Origin of the sequence: Flagellimonas sp. (assembly GCF_965215805.1) — a bacterium.
Classification (GTDB): Bacteria; Bacteroidota; Bacteroidia; order Flavobacteriales; family Flavobacteriaceae; genus Flagellimonas.
In genome coordinates this window covers 1,998,747-2,020,202 of record NZ_OZ244124.1, presented here as the reverse complement: position 1 = coordinate 2,020,202, position 21,456 = coordinate 1,998,747, and the positions used below count along the sequence as shown (strand labels likewise).

20 protein-coding genes are annotated in these 21,456 nt (G+C 42.6%); 13 read left to right on the top strand and 7 right to left on the bottom strand.

The features are described from left to right. The first annotated feature begins 40 nt into the window (after positions 1-40). From fahA to ACOOE0_RS08915, 3 genes are read left to right on the top strand one after another with little or no spacing between them, the layout of a single operon-like run. On the top strand, positions 41-1,261 hold the full coding sequence (gene fahA / locus ACOOE0_RS08925; protein ID WP_420402121.1) for a fumarylacetoacetase: 1,221 nt from the start codon (positions 41-43) through the stop codon (positions 1,259-1,261). A 30-nt stretch (positions 1,262-1,291) separates the two neighbouring features. Then, complete coding sequence (locus tag ACOOE0_RS08920) at positions 1,292-2,203, top strand: flavin reductase family protein (RefSeq protein ID WP_420402120.1); 912 nt, start codon at positions 1,292-1,294, stop codon at positions 2,201-2,203. Then, entirely contained in the window at positions 2,200-3,306 is a 1,107-nt protein-coding gene (locus ACOOE0_RS08915; RefSeq protein WP_420402119.1) for a pyridoxal phosphate-dependent aminotransferase, read from the top strand. Before ACOOE0_RS08920 ends, ACOOE0_RS08915 begins: the two co-directional genes overlap by 4 nt. A gap of 34 nt (positions 3,307-3,340) precedes the next feature. On the opposite strand, the gene ACOOE0_RS08910 is transcribed toward ACOOE0_RS08915, so the two are convergent. Both ACOOE0_RS08910 and ACOOE0_RS08905 read right to left on the bottom strand, forming a co-directional pair. Then, on the bottom strand, positions 3,341-3,973 hold the full coding sequence (locus ACOOE0_RS08910; RefSeq protein ID WP_420402118.1) for a hypothetical protein: 633 nt from the start codon (positions 3,971-3,973) through the stop codon (positions 3,341-3,343). A 74-nt stretch (positions 3,974-4,047) separates the two neighbouring features. Beyond that, complete coding sequence (locus tag ACOOE0_RS08905) at positions 4,048-6,699, bottom strand: DUF5916 domain-containing protein (protein ID WP_420402117.1); 2,652 nt, start codon at positions 6,697-6,699, stop codon at positions 4,048-4,050. Positions 6,700-6,947: 248 nt separating this feature from the next. Between ACOOE0_RS08905 and rplM the strand changes: the two genes are divergently transcribed. The 4 genes from rplM (at position 6,948) to tsf (ending at position 10,041) form a co-directional block, all read left to right on the top strand. Further along, complete coding sequence (gene rplM / locus ACOOE0_RS08900; protein WP_138835580.1) at positions 6,948-7,403, top strand: 50S ribosomal protein L13; 456 nt, start codon at positions 6,948-6,950, stop codon at positions 7,401-7,403. After that, entirely contained in the window at positions 7,403-7,789 is a 387-nt protein-coding gene (gene rpsI, locus ACOOE0_RS08895; RefSeq protein WP_138835582.1) for a 30S ribosomal protein S9, read from the top strand. The genes rplM and rpsI overlap by 1 nt, the downstream gene beginning before the upstream one ends. Positions 7,790-7,998: 209 nt before the next feature. Continuing rightward, the gene (gene rpsB / locus ACOOE0_RS08890; RefSeq protein WP_420402116.1) at positions 7,999-9,141 is read left to right on the top strand and encodes a 30S ribosomal protein S2; all 1,143 of its coding nucleotides are present in this window, start codon (positions 7,999-8,001) and stop codon (positions 9,139-9,141) included. Positions 9,142-9,216: 75 nt separating this feature from the next. Next, positions 9,217-10,041 (top strand): translation elongation factor Ts, encoded by an 825-nt coding sequence (gene tsf / locus ACOOE0_RS08885; RefSeq protein WP_420402115.1) that lies wholly within the window; start codon positions 9,217-9,219, stop codon positions 10,039-10,041. 68 nt (positions 10,042-10,109) lie between these two features. Here tsf and ACOOE0_RS08880 read toward each other — a convergent pair whose 3' ends face one another. Genes ACOOE0_RS08880 through ACOOE0_RS08865 form a run of 4 tightly spaced genes read right to left on the bottom strand, consistent with a single transcriptional unit; the run spans position 10,110 to position 13,202 of the window. Further along, positions 10,110-10,925: a DUF4097 family beta strand repeat-containing protein gene (locus tag ACOOE0_RS08880; RefSeq protein WP_420402114.1), complete on the bottom strand. Its 816-nt coding sequence runs from the start codon at positions 10,923-10,925 to the stop codon at positions 10,110-10,112. Positions 10,926-10,928: 3 nt separating this feature from the next. After that, positions 10,929-11,795 carry a DUF4097 family beta strand repeat-containing protein gene (locus ACOOE0_RS08875; RefSeq protein WP_420402113.1) on the bottom strand — a complete coding sequence of 289 codons (867 nt, stop codon included), beginning with the start codon at positions 11,793-11,795 and terminating at the stop codon, positions 10,929-10,931. Positions 11,796-11,851: 56 nt separating this feature from the next. Beyond that, positions 11,852-12,646, bottom strand: a complete 795-nt coding sequence (locus tag ACOOE0_RS08870; protein ID WP_420402112.1) for a hypothetical protein — start codon at positions 12,644-12,646, stop codon at positions 11,852-11,854. A 4-nt stretch (positions 12,647-12,650) separates the two neighbouring features. After that, positions 12,651-13,202 carry an RNA polymerase sigma factor gene (locus ACOOE0_RS08865; protein ID WP_420402111.1) on the bottom strand — a complete coding sequence of 184 codons (552 nt, stop codon included), beginning with the start codon at positions 13,200-13,202 and terminating at the stop codon, positions 12,651-12,653. Between the two features lie 164 nt (positions 13,203-13,366). Here ACOOE0_RS08865 and pyrH point away from each other — a divergent pair, with 164 nt between their 5' ends. The 6 genes from pyrH (at position 13,367) to ACOOE0_RS08835 (ending at position 20,766) form a co-directional block, all read left to right on the top strand. After that, the gene (gene pyrH / locus ACOOE0_RS08860; protein WP_420402110.1) at positions 13,367-14,074 is read left to right on the top strand and encodes a UMP kinase; all 708 of its coding nucleotides are present in this window, start codon (positions 13,367-13,369) and stop codon (positions 14,072-14,074) included. A gap of 42 nt (positions 14,075-14,116) precedes the next feature. Beyond that, positions 14,117-14,671, top strand: coding sequence for a ribosome recycling factor (frr, locus tag ACOOE0_RS08855; RefSeq protein ID WP_420402109.1), 555 nt, complete (start codon positions 14,117-14,119; stop codon positions 14,669-14,671). A 75-nt stretch (positions 14,672-14,746) separates the two neighbouring features. Then, positions 14,747-17,143: an efflux RND transporter permease subunit gene (locus tag ACOOE0_RS08850; protein ID WP_420402108.1), complete on the top strand. Its 2,397-nt coding sequence runs from the start codon at positions 14,747-14,749 to the stop codon at positions 17,141-17,143. Positions 17,144-17,229: 86 nt separating this feature from the next. Continuing rightward, positions 17,230-18,663 (top strand): asparagine--tRNA ligase, encoded by a 1,434-nt coding sequence (gene asnS / locus ACOOE0_RS08845; RefSeq protein ID WP_420402107.1) that lies wholly within the window; start codon positions 17,230-17,232, stop codon positions 18,661-18,663. 43 nt (positions 18,664-18,706) lie between these two features. Further along, positions 18,707-20,164: an RNA polymerase factor sigma-54 gene (rpoN, locus tag ACOOE0_RS08840; protein WP_420402106.1), complete on the top strand. Its 1,458-nt coding sequence runs from the start codon at positions 18,707-18,709 to the stop codon at positions 20,162-20,164. Continuing rightward, positions 20,164-20,766: a hypothetical protein gene (locus ACOOE0_RS08835; protein WP_420402105.1), complete on the top strand. Its 603-nt coding sequence runs from the start codon at positions 20,164-20,166 to the stop codon at positions 20,764-20,766. Before rpoN ends, ACOOE0_RS08835 begins: the two co-directional genes overlap by 1 nt. On the opposite strand, the gene ACOOE0_RS08830 is transcribed toward ACOOE0_RS08835, so the two are convergent. After that, positions 20,761-21,453 (bottom strand): porin family protein, encoded by a 693-nt coding sequence (locus ACOOE0_RS08830; protein ID WP_420402104.1) that lies wholly within the window; start codon positions 21,451-21,453, stop codon positions 20,761-20,763. The genes ACOOE0_RS08835 and ACOOE0_RS08830 overlap by 6 nt on opposite strands. Between the last annotated feature and the right edge of the window lie 3 nt (positions 21,454-21,456).

Genomic DNA, 21,456 nt, shown 5'->3' with positions numbered 1-21,456 from the left:
GATAGATTCCCGTTTTCACGGGAATGACATAAAAAGTAAAATGATCATCAACATACCTGAAAATTCAGATTTTTCAATACACAACCTACCCTTCGGAGTGTTTTCCACCGAAGATAGAAGCCCTAGAGCAGGAATTGCCATTGGCGAACACATTTTAGATTTGGCCGCGGTCGCTGAACTGGATGTTTTCGAGTTTAATACCGCAGTTCTAGAAAAGGACACCTTGAACGATTTCATCGCTTTGGGAAAATCGATCACCAAAAAAGTTAGGATTGATATTCAACATTGGTTAAAAGATGAAGGTTCCATTTTAGCTGGAAAACCAGAGCTTTTTGTCCTCCAGTCCGAAGCTCAAATGCATATGCCGGTTTACATTGGGGACTATACGGATTTCTATTCCAGCATTGAACACGCCACCAACGTGGGCATGATGTTCCGTGATCCAGAAAATGCACTTTTGCCCAATTGGAAGCACATACCCGTGGGATACCATGGTAGGGCATCTTCCATTATTTTAAGCGGCGAACCTATCCACAGGCCTAAAGGTCAAGTTTTGCCAAAGGATGCTTCGACTCCCGTGTTCCAGGCATCAGCTCGCTTGGATTTTGAGCTGGAAATGGCCTTTATCACAGGTAAAAACACAGCTCTGGGCGAGACTGTTTCCACCGCAGAGGCCGAGGACTACATATTTGGCATGGTGCTTTTCAACGATTGGTCGGCCAGGGATATTCAAAAGTGGGAGTATGTTCCCCTAGGGCCATTTTTGGCCAAGAATTTTGCCTCATCCATTTCACCTTGGATCGTGACCATGGAGGCTTTGGAGCCCTTCCGCGTTGCTGGACCTGTTCAGGAGCCCAAGGTACAGTCATATCTGGAGTTTGACGGCAACAAAAACTACGATATCAACTTGGAAGTAGCCCTTCAGCCTGATGGAACGGAAGAACAGACCATTTGCAATTCCAATTACAAATACATGTATTGGAACATGGCACAGCAATTGGCTCACCATACGGTGAACGGCTGTAACATCAATGTTGGGGACTTGTACGGTTCTGGCACTATCTCAGGGAAAGATGAAAATTCCTATGGATCTATGCTGGAACTGGCCTGGATGGGGACCAAACCCCTTCAAATGAAGGATGGTACCGAACGCAAGTTTGTGCAGGACGGTGATACCGTGATCATGCGTGGGTTTGCCAAAAAAGATGAAGTTCGTGTTGGCTTTGGAGAGGTTTCCACCAAGGTGCTTCCAGCAAAATAGATTTATCTTAGCACTACATAAATCCAATCCATGTCCAGCATAAAGACCATTGATCCCAATTCCATTTCCCAACCTGAATTGCATTCGTACTTACTTACCGCCGTAGCCCCAAGGCCAATCGGGTTTGTAAGCACCATTGATTCAGATGGAAATGTGAATTTAAGTCCATTCAGCTTTTTCAATGTTTTTAGCTCCAATCCCCCAATCATGATATTTTCTCCAGCCAGGGGTAGGAACAACATGCCCAAGCATTCGCTTCAAAATGTTCAGGAAGTTCCGGAGGCAGTCATCAATATTGTGGATTTTCCAATTGTGGAGCAAATGTCCCTCTCCAGCACGGCCTATGATAAGGACGTCAATGAATTTGTCAAATCCGGATTGACCCAAGTGCCCAGCGAAAAAGTAAAACCTCCAAGAGTGGGGGAATCTCCGGTTTCGTTTGAGTGCACAATAGATCGAATCATTGAATTGGGTGATGGCCAGGGAGCTGGCAACCTCATCATGGCGAAGGTTGAATTGATACATATTCAGGATCAATTTTTGGATGAGGAGGGCAAACTGGATCCCTTAAAATTGGACTTGGTAGGAAGAATGGGCGGAAGTTGGTATACCCGAGCCAGCAACGCTTCACTTTTTGAAATTCCCAAACCCATTAGAACCAAAGGTATGGGTGTGGACGGTTTGCCTTCGGGAATCAGAAACAGTTCTGTTTTAACGGGTAACAATTTAGGGAGGCTGGGCAATTTGGAACAATTACCCACTGCGAATGAAGTTGACAAGGTGGGCAAAGATGACGAAATCCGAATGATGCAAAAGAAATTGAATGGAAATCCACAGAAATTGAAAAAAGAACTGCACTGGTTATCACAACGTATTTTGATGGAAGAACAAACAGAAAAGGCATTGGCGGTTCTAATGTATGCTGAAAAACTTGAAGCATGAGCAAAGGAATCGAGTCCATTTTTAAACCGTATCTGCAGCCCAAAAAAGCTTACGAAGGTGGAAAAGGCATTCCTCCTTCCAAGGACAAAAAAATTTACAAGCTTTCTTCCAACGAGAATCCGTTGGGACAATCTCCCAAAGCAACGGAGGCTCTGCTCAAGGCTGCACAAAATGTACATATTTACCCCGATCAAACGGATATAAGACTGCGGGAAGCCTTGGTAAAGGATTTTGACCACCAACTGGATGCAGATCAGTTCATCTGCGGCAACAGCGGTTCCGAGATTATCGATATGATCTTAAGGGCATTTATCAATGAGGGGGATGAAGTTATTTTTTCCAATCCCTGTTTTCTGCCCTATTCCGTTTTTTCTAGATGGTATGGTGCCGTGCAGGTAGATATCCCACTTTTGGAACCCGATTACACTTTAGATCTTGGAGGTATTTTAAATGCCATTGGCCCAAAAACAAAAATTGTCTTTTTGACCAGCCCCAATAACCCTACGGGCACCTATATTCCCAGGTCGGTTCTTGATGACTTTTTCCATCGAATCCCAAATAACATTTTAGTGGTTTTTGATGAGGTCTACCGACATTTTGCTGACGCCTCGGATTATGTAACCGCTTTACCATATGTTCAAAAGGGTTTGAACATCATTGGCATCAACAGTTTTTCCAAGACCTATGGACTGGCCGGGCAGCGTATTGGCTATGGATATACCACCGAAAAAATTGCAAAATACCTTAGGCAGATTCACAAACCCTTTCTGTTGCCACTTACTTCCCTTGAGGCGGGTATTGGCGCATTGGAAGACCGGGATTTCATCCAAAAGACAGTGGAAACAGTTCACGAGGGCCGTAAATTTCTTTCCGAAGCTTTTGATCAACTCGGTATTGTTTACTGGCCTTCCCAAGCCAACTTTTTTCTGATAGACCCTCCATTACCTGAATTCGAGTTTACCGAGATTTTGATGGAGCAAGGTATAATGGTTAGACCTGTATCACAGTTTGGTGCACCTGGAAAAGTTAGGATTACAATAGGTGATCAAGAGGCCAATGAAGCTCTGGTCAACGCATTGCAAAAAATAAAGCCCCAAGGATAAACCAAGGGACCTTTTATATCTGCTTAAAAGTTTCTTACTCTTCTACTACTTGTTTGATAAAGACAGCCTCTGCACCATCATAGTTGTTTTCATCCACATCAGCGCCATCTATGATCAAGGTATTTTCATCCTCCATGACAATGGTAATGGTTCTTTCCTCCATGGCTTCATCGGTTAAGGTAAGTTGATCGTCTTCCAGCGCCCAAGTTGCTGCTTCTTCATCCACCTCAACAGGACAAGGAATCTCCAATCCACCGACTCCCGCATTAATAGACAAGTGATCTACCTTGCTTTCAGAAACAGAAGATCCGTCATCGTTAAAGGTCAAAGTGATAAGGTCACATTCGTTTTCTGTCAAGTACTCCAAAATTTGTTTGGCAAAATTCAACTGATCATCATTCAGGGTTTCATCAAAACGCAAGTCGGACAAAAGCCATTCACCAACCAGATTATCATAGGAGACTACATTTTCACCGTTATCATCCATGGTATCATCCGTATCGGAATCATCATTGATATCATCAGAGTCATCATCCGTTCCTTCTCCGGAATCATCGTCTGAACCTTGTTCCATATTGGGATCCAAATCGGCATCATCCGTACTGTCGGTAGAGCAGGAAAACACCAAGGCCAATGCCAAGAAAAGTAAAAGGTAAGTTCTTTTCATTGTATTTAGTTTGTGGGGTTTACATTGCTGATAACGCAAAATCCAACTAAATAGTACTGAAAAACCCTATGGAATCAGAGTACAAACCTATACGTTGCCTTTAACAAAAAGATGTTTTGCGGTTTCTGACCAAAGATATTGTCTCCCAAACTCGGTAACAGGCCCGCAGTTGGATCTCCATTTTGTGATACATCTTGGGACCAGACCAGAAATATCTCAGAACCTGGGATATATTCCCATCTGACCACAAGGTTGGAGCGGAATTGCACAAAAGAAAAATCGGGGTCATCAAAGGTAAAATCCACATCCCCGTCCAAATCATCATCCACCGAGAACACATCCTCTGAAAAGCTTATTTGTTCTGGGGCGTAAGCCGTGAATCGGTCTTCAAAGGTCTTGGCTCCAGCATTGGAGATATGCTTAAAGTTGGAATAGCGACCTCTGGAAATAAAGGGTTGCCCCCAATATTGAATGGTCAAATTAGGACTGATGTTATAATTTAAACGTAGGGACATGCTCAAAGTACGCTGATTGACCTCCCCGTTCAGGTATCGAGGCGAGCCATTGACTTCGTCAAAATTGTCAATATACTGGAGTTTGTTATGGTTGATGCTCAATGAAGGGAAGGCCGAAACACGCAGCGCATTGATGGGTTGATAGGCAAAGCCCGCCTCTATCAAATAGAACTTCAAGGAGTTGTCCACTGTCTTTGTCCCTCTGTGAAAAGCACTAAAGCGAAGCTTTTTTCTATTGTCCGTGTTAATACTGTTCCAGAAACTTATCCAAGGGGATGATCTTAGTCTTGGGCCGCCACGTAAGGCAAAATTATCATACTCAATGGGCGCATAATTGAACCCGACATTGGTGAACCAATTGTTTTTCCAATTTTGCCAACTGTTGGTATTGAACTGCAAGTAATTGTGGTTCCCTCCAAAATCCCAAGCTGTCCAATGGTTATAATTGATGCCCACCCTTCTGAAAGTACTATCAGGTTTAAGGGTCTGGTATCCAATCCAAGTGTAGTGCCTGATATCATCGGATTGCCGCTGAAATCCAAGGTCATTTATTTCCAATTCAGGAGATCGCCAGGTACCTCCGGATTCAAACTTCCAGTGGCCATTTCCAACTTTACCTATTTGAACATTCCCACCAGTTCCAGACAATGAAGTTCTTTCAGTGTCCAACTCCACATGATCTGCCCCTACTCGTTGAAACAAATGTGTTATGGATTCCTGTGTGTTTTGTATGGCTTCCTGACTTCCTTTTACATGGCTGAATATGACATTCCCTTCCACATACCAATCCCGATTGGCCCACTGATGCTTAAAATCCAATCCCCCCGAAAAGGCAGATTTATGCAGAAAATCAAGCGCTTGGTTAAGATTATCCCTATTTGTGGCAGTAAATATCCCTCCGATATAGGAGTTTCTGTCATTAAAATCCTTTTGCAATCGGCCTACAAAGTAATTGGTAAGCGGTTCTACCATTTCCCTACGTTCATCTCCATTTTCATTTCTGATGGCAGCATATCGCTTTGCCGTAACGCTTTCCAGAACCCCTATGGCCCAACCATCTTTGGTTTTACCACTGAATTTTGCAGCCCCAATAATGGGTGTTTTATCAGGTTGGTTCACAAATTCATTATCCCCGGCATCCACAGAGCCTTGGGGGCTTCTGCCTATCCTCCGTGAATAAAAAAGGTTATCAAATCCAAAGGTGTTCCCTGCCTCCGATTCCGAAAGCCTGAAATCGAATATGTTTTTGTTCTCCACAAAAAATGGCCGCTGCTCCCTAAAGAAAATTTGGAATCCGTCCAAGGCAATGGCAGATGGGTCGGCCTCTACCTGCCCAAAGTCGGGATTTACCGTTACATCCATGGTCAAGTCATTGGTCACTCCAATCTTGGCATCCAAACCAAGGGTAAAATCGCTTTCGTTTCCATCCCTAAAGGGATTCCCATCCTCCGCCTCATAGGTTTCGCCGCTGGTAACGGTGTAGGGTTGGATTTCCAACTGTTTTTGAGGCTCAATATTCTTTAATCCATGTAATTCACCAAACTCACTGACCCAACCTGGCTGGTCGATGGGTTTTCGCTGCCAAACTGACCGTTCTTCCGCCCTAAATATTCTTCGTGTGGATTGCAGCCCCCAAACTTGGTTTTCGGAAGAACCAAACTTAAGTTGGCTCAATGGGATTTTGAACTCAGCAGTCCAACCTTCTTCATCAATATTGGTTTTGGTATACCAGATGGGGTTCCAACTTTCATCCCAATTATTGCCATTGTTAGAAACAAACTCGTCCCCCTTAACCCCAGATACACTTGTGGTAAATGAGAACGCGGTGCGCTTATCGTGGTAACTATCAATATTGAATTCGATAAAATCGCCTTCAAAACCATCCCTTCGGGACATTCGTTTTACAATTTTATCTGGTTCAGAATCATAGCAGCGCACACCTATATATAGGTTCTTGTTGTCATATACAATTTTGAACTTTGTCTGATGGGTTGGTGGCGTATTTTCATCGGGTTGCAATTCAATATAATCTCCAGCCCATTCCACGAGGTTCCAAACGGAATCATCCAAACGACCGTCTATGGCAGGAGGCTGTTCTCCTCCTATGGATGTGGTAACATAAATCTTCTTGGGAACTACTGCTGTTGAGTCCTGTGCTTTTAGATGAAAACCAAGGAAAAGCAAAGGCACTAGGATGATTAGTCTGGACACTTTGGATGTTTTTTGATTGATTTGCTACCTTAAAGACCAGCAAATTTTGGAACAGTTACAGTAGGCTTCAACATTTGCTTAATTTTAACAGAAGAATGGGGTAGATTTGACCCTTCCAAAGCAAGCTTTTCTTCATCGAAACAAAAAGTCAAAAATATTCCCAATCAACCATTTGTAATTCAATCTAATAATTGTACATTTGCAGCCCGTAATTCGGGATAGGTTTTTAAATCACTAATATTCTAGAAGTGGACACATTAAGTTATAAGACTATTTCTGCCAATAAATCTACCGTTGACAAGCAATGGTTATTGGTTGATGCTGAGGGAGAGACATTAGGTAGATTGTCATCTGTAGTAGCCAAGTTGCTAAGAGGAAAACACAAGCCAAACTTTACCCCCCATGTAGATTGTGGCGATAACATCGTTGTTATCAATGCTGAAAAAATTAACTTGAGCGGAAACAAATGGGCCGACAAAGAGTATCAAAGATACACTGGATACCCAGGAGGACAGCGTTCCACTACTGCACAAGAAATATTGGAAAAGCATCCTGAAAGACTTATTGAAAAATCTGTTAAGGGAATGTTGCCCAAAAACAGATTGGGAGCTGATTTGTTCAGAAACCTTAAAGTATATGCCGGTGCAGAGCACGGTCAAGAAGCACAAAAGCCAAAAGCAATAAACTTAAACGACTACAAATAATGGAAGTGGTTCATAAGATTGGTAGAAGAAAAACTGCTGTAGCAAGAGTATATGTTTCTGAAGGAAAAGGAAACATCACCATAAACAAAAAGGAATTAAAGGATTACTTTACCACTGCTCCATTGCAATACAAGGTAAAACAACCTTTTGCCTTGACCGAAACTGAAGACACTTATGATGTTAAGGTAAATGTTTACGGTGGAGGAATCACTGGACAGGCGGAAGCTGTTCGTTTGGCATTGTCCAGAGCTTTGTGCGAAATAAATGAAGAGAACAGAACCGTTCTTAAGCCCGAAGGTTTGTTGACCAGGGATCCAAGAATGGTGGAAAGAAAGAAATTCGGTCAGAAGAAAGCCCGTAAGAAATTCCAGTTCTCCAAACGTTAGGATTTTCGGTGCATTTGCACCACATATTATAAGTTCATTGAAAACCCTGATGCATTTCAGGGTTATATTTTTAACCAAGTTGTCGTTGTTCCAAAAAGGAAAAAACGAACTTTTTGGAATTTAGTTTAGCATCTAAATGGACTGGGCGCGCAGTTTTGCAACCACCAATCCATTGCTACTACAACGGAACGTAAACTAAGTACAAAAAAATGGCAAGTAACGTCGAAGTTAAAGACTTATTGGAAGCAGGTGTGCACTTTGGACACCTAACCAGAAAGTGGAACCCAAACATGTCTCCTTACATCTATATGGAGCGTAACGGGATTCACGTGATCAATCTCTACAAAACAGTAGCGAAACTTGATGAGGCCAACGAAGCCCTCAAGAAAATTGCTGCTTCCGGTAGAAAAATTCTTTTTGTAGCCACAAAAAAACAAGCAAAGGATATTGTCGCAGACAAAGTATCCAAAATCAACATGCCCTACATCACCGAAAGATGGCCTGGTGGTATGTTGACCAATTTCGTAACCATCCGTAAGGCGGTTAAGAAAATGGCGGCCATTGACCGAATGAAAAAAGACGGAACGTTCAACACGCTTTCCAAAAAAGAAAGATTGCAAGTAGACCGTCTAAGAGCAAAATTGGAAAAAAACTTGGGCTCCATTGCTGATATGACCCGATTGCCAGGTGCCATTTTCATCGTGGATACCATGAGAGAGCACATTGCAGTTAAAGAGGCCCAAAAGTTGAACATCCCAATCTTTGCGATAGTGGATACCAACTCAGACCCAAGACCAATTGACTATGTAATTCCTGCCAATGATGATGCTGGAAAATCCATAGAAGTGATCATGGGACAGGTAACGGAAGCTGTTGCCCAAGGTCTGGCAGAACGCAAAAACGACAAAGAGGAAAAAGAAGCACCTGCCAAGGAAGCGCCAGCTAAAGAGGAAGCTCCAGCTAAAGCAGAGAAAGTAGCTGAGCCAGTGAAAGAGGAAAAACCTGCTGTTGAGGCTAAAAAAGAAGAGCCTAAAGTAGAGAAAGTTGCCAAAGAGGAAACCAAGGAGGAGCCAAAACCAGCTAAAGCCAAAGCAGCTAAAGCTGATGACTTGACCAAAATTGAAGGTGCCGGGCCCAAAGCAGCAGAAGCCCTTGTAAATAGCGGAATCGACACCTATGCAAAATTGGCGAAAGCGGATCCTGAGAAAATCAAGGAGATTCTAACGGAGGCCAGCTCAAGAATGGCACATTTGGATCCAACTTCTTGGCCAAAACAAGCTCAAATGGCTGCTGATGACAAGTGGGATGAGCTTAAGGAATGGCAAGAGAACGCCAAAGGAGGCGTAGAATAATCAATTGATAACATTAGCCTAAAACAAAACACTGCCAACAGTGTTTATTTTACATAAATTTTAAAAAAAGAAAAAATGGCAAAGATTACCGCCGCAGAAGTAAATAAACTAAGAAAGACCACCGGAGCTGGGATGATGGATTGCAAGAACGCTTTGGTTGAAGCTGATGGTGATTTTGATAAAGCAATTGAAATCCTTCGTAAAAAAGGACAAAAAGTAGCTGCCAAAAGAGCAGACAGAGATTCCGCTGAAGGAGCTGCTATCGCAAAAGTAAATGCAGATAGCTCTACTGGTGTGATCATCTCCTTGAACTGCGAGACAGATTTTGTGGCCAAAAACGAAACCTTTGTTACCCTTGCCAACGATCTAGCCGATCTAGCCCTTGGTTTTGACAACAAAGATGCCTTCTTGGCCGCTCCTTTTAACGGGATGACCGTTGCTGAAAAATTGACTGAGCAAACTGGTGTGATCGGTGAGAAAATCGAAATTGGAAGCTTTGAGAAATTGGATGCCCCATTCGTTGGATCCTACATCCACGCTGGTAACAAAATTGCTACTTTGGTAGGTTTGTCCGCATCTGTTGACGGTGCCGCAGCAGCTGCCAAAGATGTTGCCATGCAAGCCGCAGCGATGAACCCTGTTGCCCTTAACGAGGAAGGTGTAGATCAATCCGTTATTGACAAGGAAATTGAGATTGCCAAAGATCAATTGCGTCAAGAAGGGAAGCCTGAAGCTATGTTGGAAAACATTGCCAAAGGAAAATTGAAGCGTTTCTTCAAAGACAACACTTTGGTTAACCAAGCCTTTATCAAGGACAGCAAACAAAGCGTAGCACAATATGTAAAATCTGTTGACTCCGATTTGGAGGTAACCGGATTCCAAAGAGTAGCTTTAGGATAAACATCCTAAACCCATAAAAGAAAAACGCTCCCAATTGGGAGCGTTTTTTGTTTGTGCACTGGGCTATCTTATTTCGATTTTATCAAAATATCCCCATTAAAGGTTTTGAACAGCATTTCAGGGCCTCCTCCATTTATGGTACCCCTTACCCATTGTTCAATCTTTACTTTATACGTTCCAGAAGAAGAATTCTGGTTCACCTCAGGTTGGTTGGCAGTGACCTTCATATCAAAATCCGTATAAATATCCCCCATATCCGTTTTAGCCTTCACGTTGGCCTTAAGACTGCTGGGAAAGGTAATATCCAAATCTCCATTTAGGCTACTAAAAGCCATATTGGCATCTTGGGTAATGCTCTGAAAATCCACCTTAACATCCCCGTTTACCGTATCAGCGGTGGCAGAACCACTGACACTTTCCAAGACAATTTCCCCATTGACATTGGTTATTTCCATTTCACCGCTGATTCCTTTCACGCTAATATCACCATCATTGACCGTGGAGAGTTTAACCGAAAATGCCTTTGGCACCTTTACATGAAGGTGGGTTGCCTTGTTCCATTGCTCGTTGATCACATGCACCACATTATCTTTTTCTTCGGCACCAATGTTCAATGATGAACTATTGATTCTTTTCAAGCCATTCTTTTCCCTGTGCCCATCATCATGGTCATGCTCCCCTCCAAAAGAAGCCTTGATCACCACTTCTTTACCGTCATAAGCTTCAACAGTAATGGAACCCGATATTTGGTCAATAACCAATTTTCCAGGGTTTTGTGGATTGCTCAATGGCACAGAGAACAAATCAATACTCTTTTCTTGTGCTCTACCCTCAACCATACATATGGCAATGGCCAGAATTACTAATGCTTTTATATTTTTCATGACTTATATTTTTTTGATGAATACGTTTCCATTTAAAGTTTCAAAATCGTGATCTACCAGCCCAGAGCCTATTTGCACCACGGGTTTGGCCTCGAATCTGTATTTGGGCTTATCTCCCTTTTCCGTGGTCTTATCCGTTTTCATGAACTGCTTGTTCACATCAAAATCGGTATATAGCTCCCCATTCATGCTTTTAAATGAGATGGAGGCGGACAATGCCTTTTGATACTTAATGGTTATATCCCCATTTAAGGAATAATATGTTGAGGCATTCTTGGGGTTGGCGGCATAGGATATGTTAACATCCCCGTTAATACAATGAACTTTTGTAGTTCCAGTAATATCCGTAAGGGTAATACCTCCGTTGATATTCTCTGCACTTACAACATCTCCCCGTGTGTTCTTAACGGTCACCTCTCCATCATTGACGGTACTTACATTGACATGAATTTTGTTGGGCACTTTTATTTTAAAATTCAAGATATGTCCATAAGAAGGTTCATCGTGGTTGTTGCACCAATTGAATCTTAAGTTTTCCCCATCAAAATCCGCATAGGGAGCATCTGGATATAGAATTATTTGATTGGCCTTTTCAATAATCCCAAGATTCAACTCTTGCTTTCCTAAGTCCAAATCTGCTTGGTTTTTTGCTGAAATGATTTTCTCCACTTCCACAACAACTTGGGTGCCATTATAACCTTCAACAGTAATATCCCCAAAGACATTCTTTACAATCAGGCTATGATCGGATTGGTTGGAAAAGGCAATTTCCTTCTTGATCATTTCCCTAAACTCCTTCTTTTGGGCATGTAACCCGGGCAAGGCCACCAAAAGGCTCAGACTTGCCATAAAAATTAATTGTTTCATCATTTTTTAATTTGACTGTTCGTGATTTGATTATGCCACAAGGGCGATTGATAAATAAACTAGATTATTGATTCTATTGAATTTTTGATTTTCTTCTGCACCGTTGTATCCAACTTTCTTTCTTGGAGCAATTGCCTAAAAGGTTCAATGGATGCTTTCTCCTGTAGGGCCACCATTAAGTTGGCCAGGGTAATCTGAAGAATTGGTGATTCCTGATTGGGGATGGACTGCACCAACCCTTGGCGCACGATCGGATGGTCAACATAATTGGTCAGGGATTCTATGGCTGCCAAGCGAACATTTACGTTGGAATCCTGGTTAAGGGTTTGAAGCAATGCCTTGATCACAATCTCATCAGCATCTTCAAATTTGTTGGCTTCGCTTACCCCTTGCAACCGCTGATTGGCAGAAGGTTGTTCCAATAAGGTCAAGACCAATTTTTGCCTAACACTTTCTGTTTCCTCATTGACCACAACATTGTCAACAGGAATCTCGTCACCCTCCGAATTCAAAAAATACCCCATTGCTATTCCCAGACCCAAAAGAAAAAGTCCAAATACCCATTGTGCCTTAGGGAATGGCCAAAGCCAAAGGGGAAACTTTTTGTTTGCCATTTTTTGGTTCTGCTTGTCCATTTCTTTGGAAAGCATGTCAAAAAAAGCAGTATCCATGGCTTCGGATGGTTCGGGTGTTTTTAGATTTCCAACCATATCCCAAGTATCCATCAGCGCTTGCATTTCTGATTGTAACCCTGGGGAATCTTGCAACAGTTTTTCAAACTCCTTCATCTCGTCTTCATGCATACTGCCTGACAGATAATCCATCATTTGTATTTTCAATTGTTCCTTATCCATGTCTTTAAACCGTTTCTAGTTGTAAAAAAATATTCCTTAACTCTTTCAAGGCCCTATGCACCCTTACCTTGGCTGCACCTTCGGAACATCCAATGGTTTCTCCAATTTCCTTGAATTTCATTTCCCTGTATTTACTAAGCACCAACAGTTCCCTTTTTTCATCCGGCAGTTGCGCCATAGCCCTTTTTATTTGATAGGCCTTATCCTCCATATCCACCTTATCCGAAAACGTATCAGTTACAACATGGACATCCTCGGGATTGGTACCCACTGCTATTTTGTTTTTCGCAGCTTTTTTGTGGTAATCATAATTGACATTCCTCGCCATTCTGAACATCCAAGCTGCAAACGACCCATTTCCGGCATACGAACTTCTGTATTTGAGCATGCGTACGAATACATTCTGAACCAAATCCTCACTAACTGATGGATTGTTGCCCAAGTTGTAAAAGAACCCAAAGAGCCTTTTTTTATGTCGCTCATACAGCAAACCCAACTTGTCCAAATCCCCGGATTTTACTTTGAGCATGAGCATGTCGTCGGTTAGGTTTTGCAATTTGATGGTGTTTTTTTGGCTTGTTGAATGATATACTGCCCATTTTTTAGATGGTTACAGAATCTATGATTTTTTTTGTTCAATTTGATGGAAAACCATCCTTAGTTCCACCAATTCCCATAAATATTTTTGATTATTTTTGTCCGGACTTCAAGATATCCTCAATGCAATACAAAAGAGTTTTACTAAAACTTAGTGGAGAAGCCCTAATGGGCGAACAACAATATGGAATAGATGCGAAACGGCTTGCAGAATATGCGGAAGATATAAAGGCCGTTGTGGAAAAAGGCATTGAGGTTGCCATTGTCATTGGTGGTGGCAATATATTCAGAGGTCTGTCGGGCGCAAGCCAAGGCATGGATCGTGTTCAAGGTGATCATATGGGCATGCTGGCAACGGTAATCAATGGTCTGGCCTTACAAAGTGCCCTGGAATTGCAGGGCGTGGAAACCCGATTGCAATCTGCAATCAAAATCAACGAGGTAGCGGAACCGTTTATCAGACGTAGGGCCATGCGTCATTTGGAAAAAGGAAGAGTGGTTATTTTTGGAGGTGGAACTGGAAATCCATATTTCACCACAGATTCTGCCGCGGTACTTAGAGCCATTGAAATAAAGGCCGATGTAATTCTCAAAGGCACCCGTGTAGATGGCATCTACACTTCAGATCCGGAGAAAGACAAAACCGCTACCAAATTTGATTCCATTTCCTTTAATGATGTCCTTTCCAAAGGATTGAAAGTAATGGACACCACCGCCTTTACACTAAGCCAAGAAAACGAGCTGCCCATTGTGGTCTTTGATATGAACACAAGAGGCAACCTTATGCGAATAGTCTCTGGGGAAAACATTGGAACCGTGGTCAATATCTAAAATTGGTACGAGCTTTGATGCCAGAAGTAAAAATTTAGGATTATGAACGAAGAAGTAACTTTTATTCTAGACACTACCAAGGAAAGCATGGAAGGGAGCATTTCCCATTTGGAAAAGGCCTTGGTTAAAATCCGTGCGGGTAAAGCCAGCCCTGTAATGCTTTCAACCGTTATGGTGGAATATTACGGCTCGCCCACGCCACTTTCCCAGGTCTCGAACATCAATACTCCAGATGCACGTACCATATCCGTACAACCTTGGGAAAAGTCACTTCTTCAAGAAATAGAAACCGCCATTATGAATGCCAACCTTGGCTTTAATCCCATGAACAATGGCGAGATGGTCATCATTAATGTCCCGCCTTTGACTGAGGAGCGTAGGATTCAATTGGTGAAACAGGCTAAATCAGAAGCTGAAGATGCCAAAGTGAGCATTAGAAACGCTAGGCAAGATGCCAACAAGGAGCTCAAGAAGCTTGAAATCTCAGAAGATTTGTTGAGCAATGCGGAGGTCGATGTTCAGGATCTAACCGACACTTTCAGCAAAAAAGTGGATGATATCCTTTCTGTCAAAGAGACGGAAATCATGAAGGTTTAGCCCCCAGAAACAACCCTTGGTTATCTTTAGGAACACAAACAATCATTTTCTACCTTTGCGCCCAATAAAAATCGTATGGTAGCAAAGCTTACAAGAGGATTTTGGCCCACGGTCGCACGTCTAATTCTGCGCAATAGAATTTTGATCCTTCTTGGAGTTGCCGCCTTTACGGTCTTCTTGGCCATGCAGTGGAAGAACATGCAGTTCTCCAATACGGAAGCCAACATTCTACCTGATGACCACCCAGCCACTGTACAATACAATGCCTTCAAGAGCATTTTTGGGGAAGAAGGCAATGCCATAGTACTGGCCATTAGGGATTCCGCCTTGTTTACCCCCAGTAACTTCAATCGGTGGAACAAATTGAGCAAACAATTGGATGCTTTCCCCGAGATTGATTACGTTATTTCCACTGATAATCTCAAAGTTCTAAAGAAGGACAATGAACAGCAGGTGTTTGTTATGGAGCCCCTGATTCAGGAAGTGCCCCAGACCGAGGAGGAAATAAATGCCATAAGAACCCATCTTTTCAAGGAACTTCCTTTCTACGACAATCTAATCTATAACGCTGAAAGTGAAACCATCCAAACCATCATATACTTGGATAAGGATATTATGAACACTGCCGTTCGGAATGAATTTATCCTGAATGATTTGGGTGATTTGGTCAAGATTTTTGAAGAAGAAACCAACTTGGACGTCCGTGTTTCCGGAATGCCATATATCCGTACCTGGAATACCAAATCCATTGTGGATGAGATTGGCATCTTTATCGTGGCCGCCCTTCTCGTAACATCCCTTATTTTCTTTTTCTTCTTTAGGAGTTTTAGGGCAACTTTTATCTCCATGTTTGTGGTAATTATTGGTGTGATGTGGGCCTTCGGAATCTTGGGCCTTTTCCAATATGAAATAACCATACTTACAGCGCTTATTCCGCCGTTGATCATTGTGATTGGAATTCCCAATTGCATCTTCTTGATCAACAAATACCAGCAAGAGGTCAAAAAACATGGGAATCAGGCCCTATCGCTACAAAGGGTCATTTCCAAAATTGGGAATGCCACTTTGATGACCAATATCACCACAGCTTCCGGATTTGCCACTTTTATCATTCTTGACAGCGATCTGCTAAAGGAGTTTGGCATTGTAGCTTCCATCAATATTGTTGGGATTTTCATCCTTTCGCTATTGATTATCCCAATTCTGTACAGTTTTATGCCGCTTCCCAAGACCAAGCACTTAAAACACTTGAACAAAAAGTGGATTGATATGTTCGTAAACTGGATGGAACATATCGTTAGAAATCATCGTATTGGTGTCTACATTACCTCTGTCATTGTGTTGGTATTGAGTATTATCGGCATATACCAAATTGAAATTACGGGGAGTCGAATTGAAGATCTGCCCAAAAACACCCACTACTTTAAGGACATCCGCTTTTTTGAGGAAGAGTTTGATGGTATCATGCCCATGGAAATAGTGGTGGACACCAAGCGAAAAAACGGGGTTACCAAACCAGCCACGCTAAGACGTATGGATCAATTGGGAACCGTTATTGAGGAGATACCCGAATTGTCTAAGCCAGTGTCCGTGGTCAACCTGGTAAAATATTCCAAGCAGGCCTTTTACAACGGTATCCCTAAATATTATCAGCTCCCTACCTCCCAGGAAAACACCTTTATCATGGATGTGGTGAGGAAATCGTCAAGCGACGGTGACCTACTTGAAAGTTTTGTGGACAGCACTGGACAGACCGCAAGGTTGACCACTTATATGCGTGATGTGAAAATTGACCGCATGGAGGAAATCGAGAAGGATGTGCAGGAATCCATCACCAAGTTCTTTCCTTCGGAACGATTTAATGTATACATGACAGGAAAGGCCTTGTTGTTCCTTAAAGGAACAAGATACCTAGTCAAGAATTTACTATTATCACTGGCGCTGGCCATTGGACTTATTTCATTGTTTATGGCCTATTTGTTCCGTTCGTTCCGAATGATTGTCATTTCATTGGTGCCCAACTTACTCCCGCTGGTCATTACCGCTGGGGTTATGGGTTATCTAGGCGTGCCCATCAAACCTTCCACCATTTTGGTATTTAGCATCGCATTTGGAATTTCGGTGGACGATACCATCCACTTCTTGGCCAAATACCGACAGGAACTGGCCACCCATAAATGGCATATCAAAAGGTCTGTATATGCTGCCTTACGTGAAACTGGGGTAAGTATGTTCTATACCTCTATTGTCTTGTTCTTTGGGTTTTCCGTATTCATTATTTCAAGCTTTGGAGGCACCAAGGCCCTGGGAGGATTGGTATCCGCCACTTTGCTCTTTGCCATGCTCGCCAACTTGATTTTGCTTCCTTCCCTACTCCTATCATTGGAACGAAGCATTGCCAACAAACAAGTACTCAAAAAACCACAGATAGATATCCTTCCGCAGGAAGAAGTCAATATCAAGGACAAATAGCCAAAAGGACTGTTTTAATTGCAGTTTACGTGTTATCCTTTTTGACCAAAAAGCTATCTTTACCGCTTAATTTACCATAGATTATAATGAAGTCTTATTCTGTAAAAGAACTGCTTGCAAAGCAACCGATTGGAGAAAGTGTAGAAGTGAACGGATGGGTAAAAACCTTTAGGAGTAACCGATTTGTAGCTCTGAATGATGGATCTACGATTCACAACCTTCAATGTGTTGTTGACTTTGAAAATTTTGATGAGGAATTGCTCAAGCAGATATCTACAGGTGCTGCCTTAAAGGTAACTGGCACCCTTGTTGAAAGCCAAGGAAGGGGTCAGAGTGTTGAAATCCAGGCAACAGACGTCTTTGTCCATGGTACTGCAGACCCGGAGACATATCCAATTCAACCTAAAAAGCATTCTTTGGAATTTCTACGGGAGAAAGCGCATTTAAGGGTACGCACCAATACGTTTTCTGCGGTAATGCGGGTACGATCGGCCTTGGCTTTTGCCGTTCACCAATACTTCCAGCAGAATGGCTTCTATTATATGCATCCCCCAATAATTACAGGCTCTGATGCCGAGGGAGCTGGGGAAATGTTCAGGGTAAGTACCTTGGAACCACAAAACACTCCCTTAACAGAAGACGGTGCCGTTGATTATTCCCAAGACTTCTTTGGAAAGGAGACCAACTTGACCGTTTCCGGACAGTTGGAAGCAGAAACCTACGCCATGGGATTGGGCAAGGTGTACACCTTTGGCCCCACGTTTAGGGCGGAAAACTCCAATACGTCCAGACACTTGGCAGAGTTCTGGATGATAGAACCGGAAATGGCTTTCTATGACCTGGACGCCAACATGGACTTGGCAGAGGATTTTATTCAATCCATCCTTAAATATGTATTGGAGAACTGCAAGGATGACCTGGAGTTTTTGGAAAAGCGTCTTTTGGATGAAGAAAAATCCAAACCCCAAAACGAAAGGTCGGAGATGGCGCTTATCGAAAAGCTTAAGTTTATTGTGGATAACAACTTTAAACGTGTAAGTTATACGGAAGCCATCGACATTTTAAGGAACAGCAAGCCCAACAAGAAAAAGAAATTCCAGTTTCCCATTAACGAGTGGGGTGCCGATCTTCAGAGCGAACATGAGCGGTTCTTGGTGGAAAAACACTTTAAGTGCCCTGTAATCCTGTTTGATTATCCAGCCAATATCAAAGCGTTCTATATGCGATTGAACGAAGATGGCAAAACAGTCCGGGCCATGGATGTTTTGTTTCCTGGGATTGGAGAAATTGTGGGGGGTTCACAAAGAGAGGAACGCTTGGAAGTACTCCAACAAAAAATCAAAGCGCTTGATATTGATGAGAAGGAATTGTGGTGGTACCTTGATCTTAGACGATTTGGAACCGCTGTCCACAGTGGATTTGGGCTTGGGTTTGAACGCATGGTCCAATTTGCCACGGGAATGGGAAATATCCGCGATGTCATCCCCTACCCCAGGTTCCCTCAAAATGCGGAATTTTAATAGGATTGCGTAATTTTATCAGAAAGCAATACGGTAGTTTTTTATGCTAAAACAACATCTTCAATTCAAGCTTTCCCAGAAACTGTCCCCGCAGCAGATTCAGCTTATGAAGTTGATTCAATTGCCCACTCAGGCCTTTGAACAACGATTAAAGCAAGAATTGGAGGAAAACCCTGCCTTGGAGAGCGGAAAAGAGGAAAAGGAAGGCATGGATGATGCGTATGAGGATGCCTTTGACGATTCAGCCGACAGCGAAACCATATCCGCTGACGAAATCAATATAGACGACTATCTCAGTGATGATGAGATTCCCGATTATAGGACTCAGACCAGCAACTATAGTGCGGATGACGACGAAAAGAGCATACCCTATGCTTCGGGCATTTCGTTTAACCAATATCTGATCAACCAACTCAACACCATTTATTTGGATGACCAGGAATGGGCCATTGCCGAGTTTTTGGTGGGAAGCGTGGATGAAAGTGGTTATATCCGCAGACCTCTTTCTGATATTATGGATGATTTGGCCTTTACCCAGAACATTTATGTGGAGGAAACCGACATTGAAGCAGTCCTAAGAACCGTCCAGGAATTGGATCCCCCTGGTGTGGGAGCACGGTCATTGGGAGAGTGCTTGATCATCCAGCTCAAAAGAAAGGAAAGAACCCCGGCAGTGGAATTGGCCATAACCATTTTGGAAAAATCCTTTGACCAGTTTACAAAGAAACACTATTCCAAACTACTGCAAAAGCATCATATTGGCGAGGAGGAGCTCAAAGAAGCCATTGCGGAAATCGAGAAGTTGAATCCAAAACCTGGTGGCTCCTATGCCGGTAGCACTCGAATCATTGAACATATTGTTCCTGATTTTTCCATCAAAATTGTTGAAGGAGAATTGGAGCTGACCTTGAACGGTAGAAATGCACCCGAGCTGCACGTTAGCCGTGATTACAGCAATATGCTGGAGGGCTACAAAAATTCCAAGGAAAAATCCAAGGCCCAGAAAGATACCGTGCTTTTTATTAAGCAAAAGCTGGATGCGGCCAAGTGGTTTATTGATGCGATCAAACAAAGGCAGCAAACCTTGTATGTTACCATGAGCTCCATTATGAATTACCAACGGGATTATTTCCTAAGTGGGGACGAGCGTAAATTGCGCCCGATGATTCTCAAGGACATTGCAGATCAAATTGGAATGGATGTTTCCACGGTTTCAAGAGTTGCAAACAGTAAATATGTTGACACTCCCTATGGCACCAAACTAATAAAGGAATATTTCTCAGAAGCCATGAAAAATGAGCAGGGAGAAGATGTTTCCACCAAGGAAATCAAAAAAATATTGGAAACCGTCATTGGTGAGGAAGAAAAGAAAAAGCCGTTAACTGACGATAAATTAGCCAAAATACTAAAGGAAAGAGGGTATCCCATAGCAAGGAGAACTGTCGCCAAATACCGAGAGCAGCTAGGAATACCTGTGGCGAGGTTAAGAAAGCAAATCTAATGCATCATTTCCTCAACATTATCTCATACATTTTTCACCCTTTATTTGTCCCCATAGGAGGAACATTGCTCTTCTTCAGGTTAACCCCATACAGTACCTTAGAGGTGCAAAGCGGTAACATTCTTCCCATTTTTATTCTAACAGTAATTATCCCGATTATTTTCTTTCTTATCCTGAAAAATCTAGGGGTCATTAAGTCCATTTTTCTGCCCACCCTCCAAGAACGCAAATATCCCTTATATATCAGCTGTGTGCTACTTCTTATGATTTTGTACAAGGTAATCCCCAACAACTATGTGAATGAGCTTTTCTTCTTTTTCACTGGTTTGTTGACCGCAACGGGGGCTGCCCTGATATTACTGTTTCTCAAATTCAAGACCAGCATGCATTTACTGGGTATGGGAAGCTTGTTGATGTTCATGATTGGACTCAGCATCCACTTTGAACAAAACATCACCCTTGGAATAAGTTTGTTTACCCTGTTGACGGGGCTTGTTGCAACTTCCAGACTATATCTCAAAGCCCACAATAAAGCCGAATTGTTGATAGGATTTGTTGTTGGAGTGGGATCCCAACTGCTTATATTAAAGTACTGGCTATAAAATGTAAAAAATCAAGCCGATACGCAGCACACGCATATCTATGGGTTCCCCGCCTTCAATTTGGGTTCCATCTCCCAGCAAGGGATTAAGGGCATAATAGGCATGAATATTCCAAGTATTATAACCAAAACTCAAGGTCAATCCGTAATGCAGTTTTTCGATATCGCCATTCGAAAATCCCTCAGCCCCTGTTTCATCCATGACCAACCTTGACCTTCCAGAAAAGACATAGCCCAACCTGCCTCCTGCATAAATTCTCCAAAACTTATATTCCTCTGCAGTTGACGTGCGCCATCTTATTTCCAACGGAACTTCAACAGTATGGGTTTCCAATTTGCTTCGAACTATGTCGTCCGTACTCACCACTTCATAAGTGATGGCATCCCCAACTTGGGTAGCTTTAATATTGGTATAGTAGGAATTGACAGCATATCCCAATCCAAGTCCCAATCCAACATTTCTTCTGCGTGATAGTGGAATATCTTTGATAAATCCCGTCTGTAGATTGTACGAAAGACTTCTTTGAACCACATCCGTTGGCCTATCCAGTAAAAAATTAAATCCCAAACCAACATAGAACTGATCTTCCAAGTATCTGTCATCCACCGGTTGCGGAGTTTGGGCGGAAATTCCCTGGATGGCAAACCAGCCCAAAAGCAATGTCATTAAAGAAGTCCAATTCCTCATAGG